A 14,546-nucleotide genomic window follows, 5' to 3' on the forward strand; every position below is an offset into this window, starting at 1 on the left:
TCGCTCATTCGAGCAGACTCAAATGCAGGGCAAACGTGCAGCCTCTGCACGTCGGTCTGGCGTAGATTTGCCCTATGAGTGACTCCACGCTTTACGACATCCCTCTGACAATGATCGACGGAACACAGAGTACGTTCGGCCAGTTCAAGGGCAAGACTGTGCTGGTTGTAAACGTGGCATCCCACTGCGGATTCACTCCTCAATACCAGGGGCTTGAGGGCTTGTACGAGCGCTTCGATGGCGAGGATTTCGTGGTGCTTGGTATGCCATGCAACCAGTTCGGCAATCAGGAGCCGGGAAATGAAGACGAGATCCAGTCGTTCTGCGAACTGAACTTCGGCGTGACCTTCCCGCTGACGACCAAGATTGACGTGCGGGGCAAGAACCAGCACCCGCTGTATTCGCAGCTCACCAAGTTCAAGCACGGCATCCTGCCCGGCCTGGTGAAGTGGAACTTCGAGAAGTTCCTCATCAGTGCAGACGGCCAGATCATCGATCGATTTGCTCCCACAGTCACGCCTGAGTCGCCAGAACTCGTGAAGGCTGTCGAACGCGCGATCGCTGCCGCCAAGGCGGGTGCAACGACAGACACGAATGACCAGGCTGAACCGGTAACTCAGACTGACGCGGTAACTCAGACTGAAGCGGTAACCAAAGAGGCCTAGGCTCCCGGGCTGGAGTCGGATGTCGAACCCGGCTCCGTGTGGTGTTCCCTCCGCAACAGGGCCTCGGCCTGCCGCAACACCGGGCTGTCGATCATCCGTCCGTCATAGACGAATACGCCGTGCGTACCCTTCGATGCCTCGACGATAGCGTGTGCTCGCTCCACCTCTGCGTGTGTGGGTCGATAGGCAGCACGAATCACGCCGACCTGCGCTGGATGGATGCAGGCGGTCGCCGCGAAACCACTGGCGACGGCATCCGTCGCTTCGGCGAGCAGGCCATCGAGGTCGTCGATGACCAGATGAACAGTGTCGATCGCCGCCTTGCCCTGGGCACCGGCCGCAAGTTGGACGCTCGCTCTGGCGTACCTGGCGATGTCGCGAAAGCGACCGTCAGGGTGCCGACTCGTTGTTCCGCCGAGGGAAGCGACGAGATCCTCTGCCCCCCACATCAGCGCGACCACGTTGGGCTCTGCGGCAATGTGCGGTGCGGCCAGCACACCGGCGGCCGTCTCGCAGAGCGCAATAACCTGGTAGCCAGCGAGGGCAACCGCCTGGGAGCCTGCAGTCACCTTGGAGAGCATCACCGTGGTGTATTCCGTGGCCGACAGGGCGAGAAGGTCATGCTCGAACTCGTCGCTGCCGACGGGGTTCACCCGTACTATCGTGCGTAGGGGGTCGAGGCGGCTTGCCATGAGCGCCTGTCTTGCCGCTTCTTTGGCGGTCGGAGCGACGGCATCCTCGAGATCGATGATCACGGCATCCGCTCGCTCGAGGGCTGTGCCGAAGCGGCCGGGGCGGTCGCCAGGACAGAACAGGAGCGCTGGTCCCATGTCAAAGGTCATGATGCTGCGTCCTCGCACCAGACCAGAACGGTTCGCACTGCGGTGGCCACCACGATGCCGTCCTGGTTTTTACCCGTGTGTGTCAGAGTGACGACACCCTGGCCCTGCCGCGACACCGAGAGCCGCTTGGCGGTGACGATGCTCTCGGAATAGAGAGTGTCGCCGTGGAACAGCGGATGCGGGAAAGTCACGTTGGCAAACCCCAGATTGGCCACGATAGTGCCCTGGGTGAGTTGAGCAACCGAGCTGCCCACCAGCGTCGACAGGGTGAACATCGAGTTGACCAGTCGCTGCCCGAACGGCTGCTCCGCTGCCCACGCCGCATCGAGGTGCAGCGACTGCGTGTTCATTGTGAGAGTGGTGAAGAGCACGTTGTCAGCCTCGGTCACCGTGCGGCCTGGCCGGTGCAGATAGAGCGTCGACTGATCGAACTCTTCGAAGTAGAGGCCGCGCTGCACGACCACCGTGCGGCCGTCAATCTCGTCATCGTCTGGTTTGGTCGTCGTCACGCGGCCTGCCCATCCTCTCCGTCGGCCTGACCGACGGTCGGCTCACTGGTCGCACCTGCGCCGGCTGCACCGGTGGCGTCGCCTGCACTGGTTGCGCCGCTGCGGCTGGCCTCAAATCCATTGAATCCCAGTTCGCGCGCGATGACCATGAGCTGAACCTCTGTCGTACCCTCGCCGATCTCCAACACCTTCGAGTCGCGATAGTGGCGAGCGACCGGATTCTCATTGAGAAAGCCGTATCCGCCGAAGATCTGGGTGGCGTCGCGCGCGTTATCCATGGCTGCTTCGCTTGAAATCAGTTTGGCCAGACTGGCCTCAAGCTTGAACGGCTTGCCGTGCGCGAGCTTGAGCGCCGCGTCGTAGTAGGCCAGCCGTGCAGAGTGAACCCTGGCCTGCATCCGGGCGATGGTGAAGGCAATGTGCTGATTCGAGCCGATGCTCGTGCCGAAGACGTTGCGGGTCCTGGCATAACGAATAGCTTCCTCCAGGCAGCCCTGGGCCGCGCCTGTGCAGAGCGCGGCGAAAGCAACGCGTCCCTCGTCCAGCGTCTGGATGAAGTTGGCGAATCCTCGCCCCCGCTCCCCCAACAGATTCTCTTCAGGAACGTGCACGTCGCGCAAGGTGAGCGGATGCGTGTCAGAGGTGTGCCAGCCGACCTTGTCGTATGCGGGTTCGACAGTGAAACCCGGCGTGCCGCTCGGCACCAGGATGGCACTGAGCTCCTTCTTCACCGATCCGTCCGGCCGCCTCGACTGGCCGGTGACGGCAGTGATCGTGACGAGGGCAGTGATGTCGGTTCCTGAGTTGGTGATGAACTGCTTACTGCCGTTGATCACCCAGTCCGAACCTGTCGCGCCTGACCCATTGCCAGCGCCGGCGCCCGCCACCAGCCCGGCGGTGGTCTGCGTTCCAGCGGCATCCGACCCGGCTTCGGCCTCGGTCAGCCCGAATCCGGCAAGCGATGTGCCAGCGGCAAGGCTCGGCAGCCAACGTTCCTTCTGCGCCTGACTGCCGCTTCTAAAGATCGGCATGGCACCGAGGCCGACGCCTGCTTCGAGCGTGACGGCGATGCTCTGGTCTGCCCTGGCCAGTTGTTCGATGGCCAGGCACAACGCCAGGTAGCCACGGTCACTCCCGCCATACTCACGCGGGAACGGCAGACCGAACAGGCCCATTTCCCCCATGCTCGCGATGATGCCGTATGGCAGGCTGCGCTTGGTGTCATATTCGTAGGCCGCGGGTGCGACGACGGTATCGGCGAAGTCACGCACCTGGTCGCGCAGTCGCTGCTGATCGTCGGTGAGTTCATACGGGCTCATGGTGCTCTCCACTCTGCATTGGTTCTGCGGTTCCACTGGGCAATTCGTGTGCGTTCTGACTCGCGGCAACGTGCGGTATCGGTTCCGCAACGGCCGGCGTGATGGTGGCCAACACCTGGCCGCGAGCCACGACGTCACCGACCGACAGCGCGATCTGCACTATCCCGGCCAGCGCTGCCACGAGTGTGTGCTCCATCTTCATCGCCTCGATCGTGAGGATGGCCGCGCCACTGTCGACGCTGTCTCCATCGATTACGCTGACGTTCGTCACGGTGCCTGGCATGGGCGAGCGCAGCTGCGGATCGGTCGCTCCTGGCTCCTGGACCCCACCCGATCGCCTCGATGCGATCCGCTCGGCCGCCGAGGCCAGTCGGACAGCCGTCGATGCTCCGGCCTCGCCGATCCAGATGGTTCGCGACCCGTCGGATGTCCGTCGCGCTCCATCCTCGACCAGATCGACCGTGTGAACCTGGCCGCTGTAGTCGACACTGAACCGGGTGCATTCGCCAGGTGGCGCTGGCTCGAACATCGAATCATTCAGGCGCCGGATGCTGGCGGTCACGGTCTCACCGTCGCCCACCACCACGGTGGCCTGCTCCGGTGTGCCGCTCACCCGCACCTCGATCTGCCCGGCATCGCTCGTCAGGACGTATGACACAGCACGCGGCTGACCGAGCCGCCAGCCCGATGGACGTTGCCATTCGTTGGTTGCAGCCTGCCACGCGTCCCAGTGCAGGAACAGGGCGACAGCTGCCAGCATCCGCTCGCTGTTCAGCGTTTCAGGCAGCGGATGCGCATCACCGATCCGTTCGATGAGCCCGGTGTCGAGGCGACCGGCCTGCACATCGGTGTCGGCTAGCAACACGCGCAGGTAGTCGATGTTGGTCAAGACCCCAAGGACCAGGGTGTCGGCAAGCGCAGCATCAAGTCGGGCAAGGGCGGTGGCGCGATCCGCTCCCCACGCGATCACCTTTGCGAGCAAAGGGTCGTACTGCCCACCGACCTCGAGGCCGGGTATCAGCGCACTGTCACGCCTGATACCGGCAGCAGCCGGCTCCCGCAGCGCGAGCACGCTGCCAGTCGATGGCAGAAAACCGTGCGCTGCATCTTCGGCGTACACCCGCGCCTCAATCGCGTGGCCGGTGAAGCGGATGTCATCCTGGCGAAGCGTGAGCTGATCGCCGGCCGCGATCCAGAGCTGCCAGGCGACCAGGTCGATGCCGGTCACTAACTCGGTGGCCGGATGCTCCACCTGGAGTCGGGTGTTCATCTCCATGAAGTAGAACTCGTCAGGTGCCGCGTCAGACACCAGGAACTCGATGGTTCCTGCCCCCGAATAATCGACGCTTCTGGCCGCCGCACATGCCGCCTCTCCCATGCGTGCCCTGAGCTCGGCGCCGTGCGCCAGCCCGGTGATGAGCGGCGACGGTGACTCCTCGATGACCTTCTGGTGACGACGTTGCAGCGAGCATTCCCGTTCGCCGAGATGGATCACGTTGCCATGGTTATCGGCCAGGATCTGCACTTCGATGTGCCGCGGCTGCGCAATCAGACGCTCGAGGAAGAGCGTGTCGTCTCCGAACGCCCTGGCGGCGACCCGTCTGGCTGAGGCGAGTGCATCGGGCAATTCAGCGAGCGAGTTCACCGCATACATGCCCTTGCCGCCGCCACCGGCCGACGGCTTGACCAACAGGGGAAATCCGATCGTCGTGGCTGCGTCGATCAGTTCAGCATCGCTAAGGCCTGACTCGTTTATGCCGGGAACTACCGGCACCTGCGAGCGTGCGACGTGATTCTTCGCGCTGATCTTGTCGCCCATCAGCGTGAGGGCAGGGGCGCCCGGACCGACGAAGACGAGCCCGGCGGCAGTCACCATCTGCGCAAATTCAGCATTCTCGCTGAGGAATCCGTAGCCAGGGTGGATCGCTTCCGCCCCCGATTCGCGCGCAGCAGCCACGACCTCGGCACCGTTCAGATATCCGTCGACGTACGTGTCGTCTGGCCCATGCCGGCCAGGCGCCAGCCGAATGGCGACATCCGCTAGCCGCACATGCTTCGCGCCACGGTCGGCGTCGCTGAACACCGCAACGGAGCGGATGCCCAGCTCGCGTAACGTGCCGATGATCCGGCAGGCAATCTCGCCCCTGTTGGCTACAAGCACAGTGTGAAACGGCCTGCTGGTTGGGTCTGTCTGTATGCGCTCAGGCATCAGCTGGTCACATCCTCAAGAGGCCGAAGGCCGTGTCGGGCAGTGGCACGCGCGAGCAGACGTCAAGCGCCAGCCCGAGAACTGTTCGCGTGTCCGCGGGGTCGATGATGCCGTCATCCCACAGTCTGGCGGTTGAGTAGTAAGGGTTTCCCTGACGCTCGTACTGCGCGGTGATCGGCGCGGTGAATGCTGCTTCGTCGGCAGCACTCCACGTCTCGCCCCTGGCTTCCAGCTGGTCACGCTTCACCGTGGCGAGCACAGCCGATGCCTGCGGGCCGCCCATCACCGAGATGCGACTGGCTGGCCACATCCAGAGAAACCTCGGCGAATAGGCTCGTCCGCACATCGAATAGTTTCCTGCGCCAAATGAGCCGCCGATAACGACTGTCAATTTCGGCACCCGCGCAGTCGCGACGGCGGTGACCATCGCTGCCCCGCGTTTGGCGATGCCGCCGGCCTCCGCGTCTTTGCCCACCATAAATCCGGCGATGTTCTGCAGAAAGACGAGCGGTATTCCACGCTGGTCGCACAGCTCTATGAAGTGCGCGCCCTTCTCCGCCGACTCGGCAAACAGCACGCCGTTGTTGGCGATGATGCCAACCGGATGCCCGTGGATGTGGGCGAATCCGGTGATCAGCGTGGTGCCGTACTCGCGCTTGAACTCGTGGAACTCGCTGCTGTCAATCAGTCTGGCGATCACCTCGCGCACGTCATAGGCGGCCTGCACATCCGTCGGTACCACGCCGTAGAGATCCTGCTCGCGTGCTGCAGGCGCCACCGGCTCCTGCACATCCCACACCGGTGGATGCTCGGTCGGCAGGGTGGCCACGATGTCACGCACAATCTGCAGGGCGTGGTCGTCATCATCGGCCAGGTGGTCGCTCACCCCGGACACACGGGCGTGCAGGTCACCACCGCCGAGTTCTTCAGCCGTGACGATTTCGCCGATCGCTGCCTTCACCAGCGGCGGCCCACCGAGAAAGATCGTGCCCTGCCCGCGCACGATAACCGTCTCATCGCTCATGGCCGGCACATAGGCCCCACCTGCAGTGCAGGACCCGAGCACGGCGGCGATCTGCGGGATCTTCCTGGCCGACATCGTTGCCTGGTTGTAGAAGATGCGGCCGAAGTGATCGCGATCAGGAAAGACGTCATCTTGCATCGGCAGGAACGCACCACCGGAGTCGACGAGGTAGATGCATGGCAGCCGGTTCTCCATCGCGATCTCCTGCGCCCGCAGATGTTTTTTCACGGTAAGTGGATAATACGTTCCGCCCTTCACCGTAGCGTCGTTCGAGATAACGAGAACGTGGCGACCGTGTACGAGACCTATTCCAGCGATCAGGCCTGCAGCGGGCGACTCATCGTCGTACAGGCCGGTTGCCGCCAGCGGTGCGATCTCCAGGAACGGACTCCCAGGGTCGAGCAGGCGATCGATGCGCTCTCGCGGCAGCAGCTTGCCGCGCGCGACGTGCCTCACCCTTGACGGTTCAGGGCCACCGCTCGCGCTCTGCTCCAGTCGCTGCTTGAGCTCGCGCACAAGCGCGCGCTGATCTGCCGTGTTCTGTCTAAACGACGCACTGCTCGCATCCGTGTGACTGCCGAGTGTCTCCATTGACAATGTCCCGCCTCGATCAGCGTGGGCTGATCCTCAATTCAAGTTAGTATTCGTTAACTGAATTGTCCAGAGGGAGAGGGATCGATGCAGGACAAAGGAATGCACGGCGAACAACTCCCCCGGATGCAACGCAACCCCACTCCCCGGGGGGAAGCCAAAGCTGAACGGAGGGCGGCAATCCTGGCGGCATCAGCACGCCTCTTTGCCGCAGGGGGGTTCAACGGGGTCACAATCGAAGACCTGGGCGCCGCCACCGGAGTAAGCGGCCCAGCGATCTATCGCCATTTTGCTGGAAAGCAGTCAGTGCTGGCCGCCCTGTTGGTCGGGGTCAGCGACGATCTCGTCGCCGGTGGCCACGCAGCTGTCGCTGCCGCACCGGATGCCGCATCAGCGCTACGGTCGCTCGTCGCATTCCATGTGAATTTCGCACTGACGCAGCCTGATGTCATCAGGGTGCAGGATCGAGACCTCGAGAATCTGAGCGATGCCGACAGCCATACCGTGCGTACCCTGCAACGCCGCTACGTCGAAACGTGGGTTGATGTCCTCGGTGCGCTGAACCCACACGCGGATAGAGGGCTCCTGAGAACCAGGGCTCACGCGGTATTCGGTCTCATGAACTCGACGCCGTACAGCACGACATCCCACGCTCCCGCATCGAATACAGCAGCGGATGAAGCAGCGACGCTTCAGGACGGGCACGGGCACGGGCACGCGCACGCGCACGCGCACAGCGCCGTCCGTGTTCTGCTCGAAGCGATGGCACTCGGTGCACTCACCATAGATCTCGAGGGACCTGGCTGACCCGCGTCCGCCATCACCCTAAACGGGTGACGACCCTTCGTGCCTGACGAGGCATCGTGTCTATCGTGCGCCCCTCACCCAGGGCCCGCTCGCGAAAGGACCAACCATGCCTGCTGAAACAGCCCAGCCGAAGACGAAAACTGCACTGCCGAGCTGGAAAGACGGGCCGGCCAAACAGGCAATCCTGGACTTTGTCGCCACGGCCACGACCGCGGGGCAGGGCTTCATCCCTCTCGCTGATCGGATCGCCACATTCGATAACGACGGCACGCTCTGGTCAGAGCAGCCGCTGCCTGCCCAGTTCGACTTCGTCTTCCGCAAATGGGGCGAGGAGGTGAAAGGGGATCCATCGCTTGCCAGCACACAGCCATACAAGGCTCTGGTAGAAAGCGATATGGCATTTTTTGCCGGCGTCGGGACCCAGGATCCCGCGACTATCGAAGCACTACTGAATGCCTTCATTCGTTCGTGGGCAGGCACAACCCCAGACGAGTTCGACGCCGAGGTGCGCGCCTGGCTGGCAACGGTGAAGCAACCTAAGTTCGGCGTTCCGTACACAGAGCTGGTCTACAAGCCGATGCTCGAACTCATCGAATTCCTGACAGCCCATGATTTTCGGGTGTTCGTGTGCTCCGGCGGCGGGAGAGATTTCATGAGAGTGTTCGCCGAAGAGACCTGGGGCATCTACAAGGAGAACATCATTGGCACAGCTGCCGGGTACCGATACTCCGACGGGGTCATCGTTCGGGCAGCAGAAGGCTTGGGTGGCCTCGATCTCGGCCCAGGTAAGCCGGAGCATATTTTCGCCCATACTGGTCGACTCCCGGTGTTCGCTGCCGGCAACGGAGATGTCGACATCGAGATGCTCGAGTCAGCGGCATTCGCCCTTGTCATCAACCATGACGATGACGAACGTGAATTCGCCTACACGACCGGAGCAGAGAAGACAGTGGAGCTGGCAGCTGACCACGGCTGGACGGTGGTCAGCATCAAGGATGACTGGAGCAATGTTTACGGGTCTTCACCTGCAGCATGATCTAGTTCGTTGAGCTGCAGACGCACATTTCATTGCCCTCGACATCCGCCATGACCCACCAGTCGGGGGCGAACTCATCGGTGACGAGCGTCCCTCCCGCGGCGATGATTGCGGCAACCCGCTCCTCGGCATCCGCTGCGGGCACGTACGAATCAAGATGGATGCGATTGCGATCCGTGCGCGCAATCTCCATGTGTTGAAACCAGATTCGCGGACCGACACCAATTGGGTCGATCAACTCAATGCCGTTCTCGCCTGTTGTCTCGACGTAGTTGAGTGCCGCAAGCCAGAATCCCTTGATCGCCTCGGTATCGGTGCAGTCGATAGCCACGTCATACCGACCAGGGAATGCGCCGGTCGCAGAGAGACCGACCTCGCGCGCGATGCGATGGATGACGATGGCCAGCCGCACGTCGCGATCGGTCACACCACCCGCGTCATGAGAGCTCAAGTCAACCGCGACACTGCCGTAGCTGAGGCGCACATCCGGATGGTGATTCGCTTCCTCTGCAGCCTGGCCGATTCGACCAACAAACTCGAGTCCGCTGGCGAAAGTGCCTGTGACGAATTCGGTATACAGATGGCCGTCGAAGTGCACGAAGCCACTCTCGGTCAGCGCTGACGCGGTCAGTGTGGGGGTCAGCACGATTGGCGAATTCATGGTCTCACTCTCCCCTGCCCGCTGCACAGGGTCAAGTGATGTCTGATCGCTAGACCATCGTCAGCACCACTCCGGGCCTAGCAAGGATTGCTCCCACATCAGTCAGGAACTTCGCTGCCTGTTCTCCGTCGACCAGCCGATGATCGAAGGTCAGCGTGAGCGTCATCACCCGGCGAAGGGCAACCGCGTTGTTGTGTTCCCACGGCAGTGTGCGGATGGCGCCCAGCGCCAGGATTGCCGCCTCACCCGGATTGAGGATGGGGGTGCCTGCATCGACCCCGAACACCCCTATATTCGTGATTGTGATCGTGCTGCCCGTCAGCTCGGACGGGCGCGTCTGTCCGGCTCGCGCCGTATCGGCCAGCCGCGCGATGGCATCGGTCAGTTCAACCAGTGTCTGGTTTTCTGCGTGCGCGATGGTGGGCACAATCAGCCCGCGCGGTGTCGCGACGGCGATGCCAAGGTTGACCCCATGAAACACGACGATCTCGTCTGTGGCCTCGTCCCAGTGGGCGTTCAGCGCCGGATTGCGGCGAACCGCGATGCAGAGCGCCTTCGCGGCCGCGGCCAGAATACCGACTCGATGCCCGTTCGACATCGGCAATGATTCAAGGAGCTCCAGCGTCGGCGTCACATCGATTGTCAGAAATTCGCTGGCCTGTGGCGCGGTGAAGGCACTCTGTACCATGGCAGCCGCGGTCTGTCGACGGATGCCGGTGACGGGCGTGCGGGTCTCAGTTGTTGGTTCGTGATCGTATTCCTGAGTGCCGTCCTGGGAGTAGTCGACCTCGACCGTGCTCGTCTCGACGATCTGGTGGGGCAACGTCAGGGGCTTACGTGGCCTGCGGATGGGACGACCTCCCCGTTCAGCTGCGGCGCCGTAGCCAACAAGGACGGGCTCGCGTTCGAGTTCAGCCACTTGTGCTGGGTTTGGATCTGGGTCCTGTGCCAGATCCGCGACAGCTTCTGGTTCTTCCGCCGGTTGCGGTTGCGGTTGCGGTTGCGGGGCATCGTCATCGGCACCGGCCACATCGAAACTGACGATGGGCTCCCCCACCTGCACAACATCGCCAGGGCCAACGTGCAGCTGGGTGATGACGCCTGCGAACGGCGATGGCAGCTCAACCGTCGCCTTGGCAGTCTCAACATCGGCCAACGGCTGGTTGAGTTCGACGGTGTCACCGGCGGTTACCAGCCAGCTCACGATCTCCGAGTCGGTGAGTCCTTCGCCCAGATCCGGCAGCGTGAATACCTTGATCATCAGCGACGTCCAAGCACTCGGTCGACCCCGTCGAGCATTCGGTCGAGGTCGGGAAGGTGATGCCGTTCCATCCGCGCCGGCGGGTACGGAATGTCGAATCCGGTCACGCGAACGGGCGCCGCGGTGAGGCTGGTGAAGCAGCGTTCGATCACGCCTGTCACGATCTCCCCACCGATTCCACCCGACAGGGCTGCCTCGTGGCTCACCACCAGGCGACCGGTCTTTCGAACGGATGCCGTGATGCAGTCAAAATCGATCGGAGCAAGTGAGCGCAGGTCGATGACTTCAATGGATACGCCTTCGTCGGCGGCGGCGCTGGCTGCATCCTGCGCGACCGCGACGAGCCCGCCGTAGGTGACCAGGGTGACATCCGTTCCCGGCGTCGTCACGACCGCGTCGCCCAACGAGGTGCCGAGCGTCTCGTCTACGTGGCCCTTGACGTGGTAGCGGCGCTTGGGCTCGAAAAAGATCACAGGGTCGTTGCTGGCGATCGCCTGTCGCAGCAGACTGTATGCGTCCTGCGGGTTTGAGACGGCGATGACGCGCAGTCCGGCAGTATGGGCGAAGTAGGCCTCCGGGGATTCGGAGTGGTGTTCTGCGGCGCCGATTCCTCCGCCGAAGGGAACCCGGATGGTGATGGGCATCCGCACTGCGCCCTGCGTGCGATAGTGCAGCTTGGCCACCTGGCTGACGATCTGGTCGAAGCCGGGGTAGATGAAGCCGTCGAACTGGATCTCACACACCGGCCGATAACCGCGATACGCCAGGCCGACAGCGGTACCGATGATCGCCGACTCTGCGAGCGGGGTGTCGATCACGCGCCGCGGGCCGAACTCGCGCTGCAGGCCGTCTGTCACACGGAACACACCGCCAAGGGCGCCGATGTCCTCGCCGAGGAGCAGAACCTTGTCATCGTCGTGCATGGACTGGCGAAGCGCCGCGTTGATGGCGTTCGCCATGGTCAGCGTGGTGGGTGGCGGGGTTGGCCCTGTTGCGGGCGCTGCACCTGGCACTGTCACGGAGGCAGGGCCCGTGACTGATGACGGTGCCGATGCAGGCGCGGATGCAGGTTCTGTCGTGATGCTCATGACCGGGCCTCCCCGTCGGATACGGTGCCGCTCTCCGCGACGTCAAAGCTGTCCAAATAGTCGGAGTACGTTGCCCGTTGCGCCTGGATCCCGCGGTGATCGGTGCTGAACACGTGGTCGAAGAGCCGGAGGGGTTCTGGTTCGGGATCGTTGACGCAACCGGCGCGCAATTCGGCAGCCACAGCATCCGCTTTCTGCGTCGTCTCCTCCTCGAAGACGGGCGTGAATATCCCTTCTCGCTCCAGCAGATGGCGGAGCCTCACGAGCGGATCCTTTGCCTGCCACGATTCGAGTTCGGCGGCATCCCGATAGCGGGTGGGGTCGTCTGCGGTGGTGTGCGGACCGAGCCGGTACGTCACGGCCTCGATGAATGTGGCGCCACCGCCGCTGCGCGCGCGGTTAAGCGCGATGCGGGTCGCGGCCAGTACCGCGAGGACGTCATTGCCGTCGATCCGCAGGCTGGGGATACCGAAGCCGGGAGCGCGGTCAGCGAGGTGCCGCACCGACTGCAACCCGACGGGCTCCGAGATGGCCCACTGGTTGTTTTGGCAGAAGAAGATCACCGGCAGGTGAAAACTGGCAGCGAACACCATGGCCTCGCTGACGTCGCCCTCGCTCGTCGCTCCATCGCCAAAATAGGCGACGGCCACGGAGTCGACCGCGTCGAGATCGCAGCCCATGGCATAACCGACCGCGTGCAGCGTGTGTGCCCCGATGATGATCGAGGGGGTCGCCATGCCAACGTCGTATGGATTCCAGCCGGAGGGCGCTGTTCCGCGCCACGAGCGCACCAGGTCGGCTAGTCCAACGCCGCGGCAGTACGCAACCGCGTTCTCTCGATAGCTGGTGAAGACGAAGTCGTCCGCGCGCAGTGCCCTGGCCGAGGCGACCTGCGCGGCTTCCTGGCCAAGCAACGGCGGCCACAATCCCAGCTCGCCCTGCCGCGCAAGTGCCGTGGCCTCGCTGTCGATCCGCCGGACAACGACCATGTCCCGGTACAGGGAGCCGAGGTGCTCCGGCGTGACATCCGCAATCCACGGGTCTAACGCCGGACTCTCCACGCGATCCCCGAGCGGGGTGATCAGCTGGAGCACATCATCGATATCGGGTCTGACCCTGGCATCGGGAGCTTCTGTGAACATGTCTGCACGCAACCTTTTCTGTCACGATCAGGACCGGGGTGCTTGTGGCGTCCGGCCCTCTGCGGCGCCATTGCCGAGATACAGTGAGAATACGCCCGGCCGACAGCAAGCACAATCACTTCGTTATGCCTTGGGCACAATGCGTGAATTTGGGGGCACCCGGTGTGCAATCTCTCAAGCGGATGCCACAAATCACCCCACTTGGAAGTCACTTTCGTGAACAGTGGCCTGCTCCTGGTGCAGAGGCTATGTAGCTGCCGCAGCCTCAACTTCGTTGTCGACGCTGAACAGCAGTAGCTCATCCAGCGTGATGCCCAATGCCGAGCAGATCCGAACGATCGTGAAGAATTCCGGCGACGGACTGCGTCCGGTCTCGATCTTGCGCAAGGTCTCCACCGAAACCGAAGCTCGCGACGAAACGGCAACCATTGTTCGTAAACCGCGCGCCGCGCGCAGCGCAGCACCCAAGTCTTGACCTCGCCTGATTTCGGCGGCAGTGAGGGGAACGCGAACCATGACACCAATGATAGTACCGGTATAGTAATCCCGGTACCCGCCTCGACGTCGTCGATGCCGGCACCACAGGATCGGAGAGAACGAGATGATCGAACTACGCACACCAGGCGAGATCGACGAGATGCAGGCAGCCGGTGAGTTCGTCGCCTCAACCCTGCAGGCGCTGAAAGCTCGCGCCGCTGTCGGCGTGAACCTGCTCGACCTCGACGCATTCGCTCATGACTTGATCCGGCAGCGCGGTGCCGAATCCTGCTACCTCGACTACGCACCGTCCTTCGGCTCAGGGCCATTCGGATACGTACTGTGCACCTCGGTGAACGACGCGGTCTTGCATGGCAAGCCCCACCCCTATCGTCTTCGGGATGGCGATCTACTCTCTCTCGACTTCGCGGCGAGCGTCGACGGGTGGGTCGCCGACTCCGCGATCAGCCTCGTGGTCGGCACAGCTAATCCTGACGACATCGAACTCATCGCGCTTACCGAGCGCGCGCTCCACGCCGGGATCGCTGCCGCTGTAGTCGGAAACAAGACCGGTGACATCTCCCATGCGATCGGTAGCGTGGCACACGAGGCAGGCCTCAGCGTGAACCTGGAGTTCGGCGGCCACGGCGTCGGACGCACAATGCACGGCGACCCTCACGTGTCCAACGACGGCCGACCGGGCCGCGGCTTCCCCCTCAAGCCTGGGCTCGTCATTGCGATCGAACCGTGGTTCATGCGCGGGACCGACAAATTGCGGACTGACCCAGACGGTTGGACCCTGCGCAGCGCAGACGGAAGCCGCACGGCGCACTCTGAACACACCATCGCGATCACCGACGACGGTCCGATCACGCTCACCAGACCACGCGCGTAGCCATGAGTCCCGGCGTGTAG

At 63.1% G+C, this 14,546-nt stretch carries 14 protein-coding genes; 4 read left to right on the forward strand and 10 right to left on the reverse strand.

Annotated features, from left to right (window positions below):
• Positions 1-74: 74 nt before the first annotated feature.
• Positions 75-665 carry a glutathione peroxidase gene (locus ACMT3I_RS12950; protein WP_414804922.1) on the forward strand — a complete coding sequence of 197 codons (591 nt, stop codon included), beginning with the start codon at positions 75-77 and terminating at the stop codon, positions 663-665.
• Here ACMT3I_RS12950 and ACMT3I_RS12955 read toward each other — a convergent pair.
• From ACMT3I_RS12955 to ACMT3I_RS12975, 5 genes are read right to left on the reverse strand one after another with little or no spacing between them, the layout of a single operon-like run.
• Entirely contained in the window at positions 662-1,507 is an 846-nt protein-coding gene (locus ACMT3I_RS12955) for an HpcH/HpaI aldolase/citrate lyase family protein (RefSeq protein ID WP_414804923.1), read from the reverse strand. The genes ACMT3I_RS12950 and ACMT3I_RS12955 overlap by 4 nt on opposite strands.
• On the reverse strand, positions 1,504-2,016 hold the full coding sequence (locus ACMT3I_RS12960) for a MaoC family dehydratase (RefSeq protein ID WP_414804924.1): 513 nt from the start codon (positions 2,014-2,016) through the stop codon (positions 1,504-1,506). The genes ACMT3I_RS12955 and ACMT3I_RS12960 overlap by 4 nt, the downstream gene beginning before the upstream one ends.
• A complete protein-coding gene (locus ACMT3I_RS12965) occupies positions 2,013-3,335 on the reverse strand; it encodes an acyl-CoA dehydrogenase family protein (protein ID WP_414804925.1) in 1,323 nt (440 codons plus the stop codon). Before ACMT3I_RS12965 ends, ACMT3I_RS12960 begins: the two co-directional genes overlap by 4 nt.
• A complete protein-coding gene (locus tag ACMT3I_RS12970; RefSeq protein WP_414804926.1) occupies positions 3,322-5,544 on the reverse strand; it encodes a biotin carboxylase N-terminal domain-containing protein in 2,223 nt (740 codons plus the stop codon). The genes ACMT3I_RS12965 and ACMT3I_RS12970 overlap by 14 nt, the downstream gene beginning before the upstream one ends.
• 7 nt (positions 5,545-5,551) lie before the next feature.
• Complete coding sequence (locus tag ACMT3I_RS12975) at positions 5,552-7,159, reverse strand: carboxyl transferase domain-containing protein (RefSeq protein ID WP_414805034.1); 1,608 nt, start codon at positions 7,157-7,159, stop codon at positions 5,552-5,554.
• An 87-nt stretch (positions 7,160-7,246) separates the two neighbouring features.
• On the opposite strand from ACMT3I_RS12975, the gene ACMT3I_RS12980 reads away from it, so the two are divergent.
• Positions 7,247-7,966, forward strand: coding sequence for a TetR/AcrR family transcriptional regulator (locus tag ACMT3I_RS12980; RefSeq protein ID WP_414804927.1), 720 nt, complete (start codon positions 7,247-7,249; stop codon positions 7,964-7,966).
• Positions 7,967-8,072: 106 nt separating this feature from the next.
• Positions 8,073-9,002 (forward strand): HAD family hydrolase, encoded by a 930-nt coding sequence (locus ACMT3I_RS12985; protein ID WP_414804928.1) that lies wholly within the window; start codon positions 8,073-8,075, stop codon positions 9,000-9,002.
• A 1-nt stretch (position 9,003) separates the two neighbouring features.
• Here ACMT3I_RS12985 and ACMT3I_RS12990 read toward each other — a convergent pair whose 3' ends face one another.
• The 5 genes from ACMT3I_RS12990 to ACMT3I_RS13010 all read right to left on the reverse strand — a co-directional run bounded on the left by ACMT3I_RS12990 (position 9,004) and on the right by ACMT3I_RS13010 (position 13,670).
• Positions 9,004-9,663 carry a VOC family protein gene (locus ACMT3I_RS12990; protein ID WP_414804929.1) on the reverse strand — a complete coding sequence of 220 codons (660 nt, stop codon included), beginning with the start codon at positions 9,661-9,663 and terminating at the stop codon, positions 9,004-9,006.
• Positions 9,664-9,712: 49 nt separating this feature from the next.
• The gene (locus ACMT3I_RS12995) at positions 9,713-10,924 is read right to left on the reverse strand and encodes a dihydrolipoamide acetyltransferase family protein (protein WP_414804930.1); all 1,212 of its coding nucleotides are present in this window, start codon (positions 10,922-10,924) and stop codon (positions 9,713-9,715) included.
• Positions 10,924-11,883: an alpha-ketoacid dehydrogenase subunit beta gene (locus ACMT3I_RS13000; protein WP_414805035.1), complete on the reverse strand. Its 960-nt coding sequence runs from the start codon at positions 11,881-11,883 to the stop codon at positions 10,924-10,926. The genes ACMT3I_RS12995 and ACMT3I_RS13000 overlap by 1 nt, the downstream gene beginning before the upstream one ends.
• Positions 11,884-12,008: 125 nt before the next feature.
• Complete coding sequence (gene pdhA, locus ACMT3I_RS13005; protein ID WP_414804931.1) at positions 12,009-13,154, reverse strand: pyruvate dehydrogenase (acetyl-transferring) E1 component subunit alpha; 1,146 nt, start codon at positions 13,152-13,154, stop codon at positions 12,009-12,011.
• Between the two features lie 246 nt (positions 13,155-13,400).
• Positions 13,401-13,670, reverse strand: coding sequence for a helix-turn-helix domain-containing protein (locus ACMT3I_RS13010; protein WP_414804932.1), 270 nt, complete (start codon positions 13,668-13,670; stop codon positions 13,401-13,403).
• 85 nt (positions 13,671-13,755) lie between these two features.
• Here ACMT3I_RS13010 and map point away from each other — a divergent pair, with 85 nt between their 5' ends.
• Complete coding sequence (gene map, locus ACMT3I_RS13015) at positions 13,756-14,526, forward strand: type I methionyl aminopeptidase (protein ID WP_414804933.1); 771 nt, start codon at positions 13,756-13,758, stop codon at positions 14,524-14,526.
• Positions 14,527-14,546 lie beyond the last annotated feature (20 nt).

The sequence above is a fragment of the Leifsonia sp. A12D58 genome, assembly GCF_047530025.1.
In the GTDB taxonomy this organism is placed as follows: domain Bacteria; phylum Actinomycetota; class Actinomycetes; order Actinomycetales; family Microbacteriaceae; genus Cryobacterium.

What these genes read in the sequence shown, in the direction of transcription:
- ACMT3I_RS12950 (WP_414804922.1), top strand. Translation starts at nt 75, where the DNA reads ATGAGTGACTCCACGCTTTACGACATCCCTCTGACAATGATCGACGGA.
- ACMT3I_RS12955 (WP_414804923.1), bottom strand. Translation starts at nt 1,507, where the DNA reads ATGACCTTTGACATGGGACCAGCGCTCCTGTTCTGTCCTGGCGACCGC.
- ACMT3I_RS12965 (WP_414804925.1), bottom strand. Translation starts at nt 3,335, where the DNA reads ATGAGCCCGTATGAACTCACCGACGATCAGCAGCGACTGCGCGACCAG.
- ACMT3I_RS12970 (WP_414804926.1), bottom strand. Translation starts at nt 5,544, where the DNA reads ATGCCTGAGCGCATACAGACAGACCCAACCAGCAGGCCGTTTCACACT.
- ACMT3I_RS12975 (WP_414805034.1), bottom strand. Translation starts at nt 7,159, where the DNA reads ATGGAGACACTCGGCAGTCACACGGATGCGAGCAGTGCGTCGTTTAGA.
- ACMT3I_RS12980 (WP_414804927.1), top strand. Translation starts at nt 7,247, where the DNA reads ATGCAGGACAAAGGAATGCACGGCGAACAACTCCCCCGGATGCAACGC.
- ACMT3I_RS12985 (WP_414804928.1), top strand. Translation starts at nt 8,073, where the DNA reads ATGCCTGCTGAAACAGCCCAGCCGAAGACGAAAACTGCACTGCCGAGC.
- ACMT3I_RS12990 (WP_414804929.1), bottom strand. Translation starts at nt 9,663, where the DNA reads ATGAATTCGCCAATCGTGCTGACCCCCACACTGACCGCGTCAGCGCTG.
- ACMT3I_RS12995 (WP_414804930.1), bottom strand. Translation starts at nt 10,924, where the DNA reads ATGATCAAGGTATTCACGCTGCCGGATCTGGGCGAAGGACTCACCGAC.
- ACMT3I_RS13000 (WP_414805035.1), bottom strand. Translation starts at nt 11,883, where the DNA reads ATGGCGAACGCCATCAACGCGGCGCTTCGCCAGTCCATGCACGACGAT.
- pdhA (WP_414804931.1), bottom strand. Translation starts at nt 13,154, where the DNA reads ATGTTCACAGAAGCTCCCGATGCCAGGGTCAGACCCGATATCGATGAT.
- ACMT3I_RS13010 (WP_414804932.1), bottom strand. Translation starts at nt 13,670, where the DNA reads ATGGTTCGCGTTCCCCTCACTGCCGCCGAAATCAGGCGAGGTCAAGAC.
- map (WP_414804933.1), top strand. Translation starts at nt 13,756, where the DNA reads ATGATCGAACTACGCACACCAGGCGAGATCGACGAGATGCAGGCAGCC.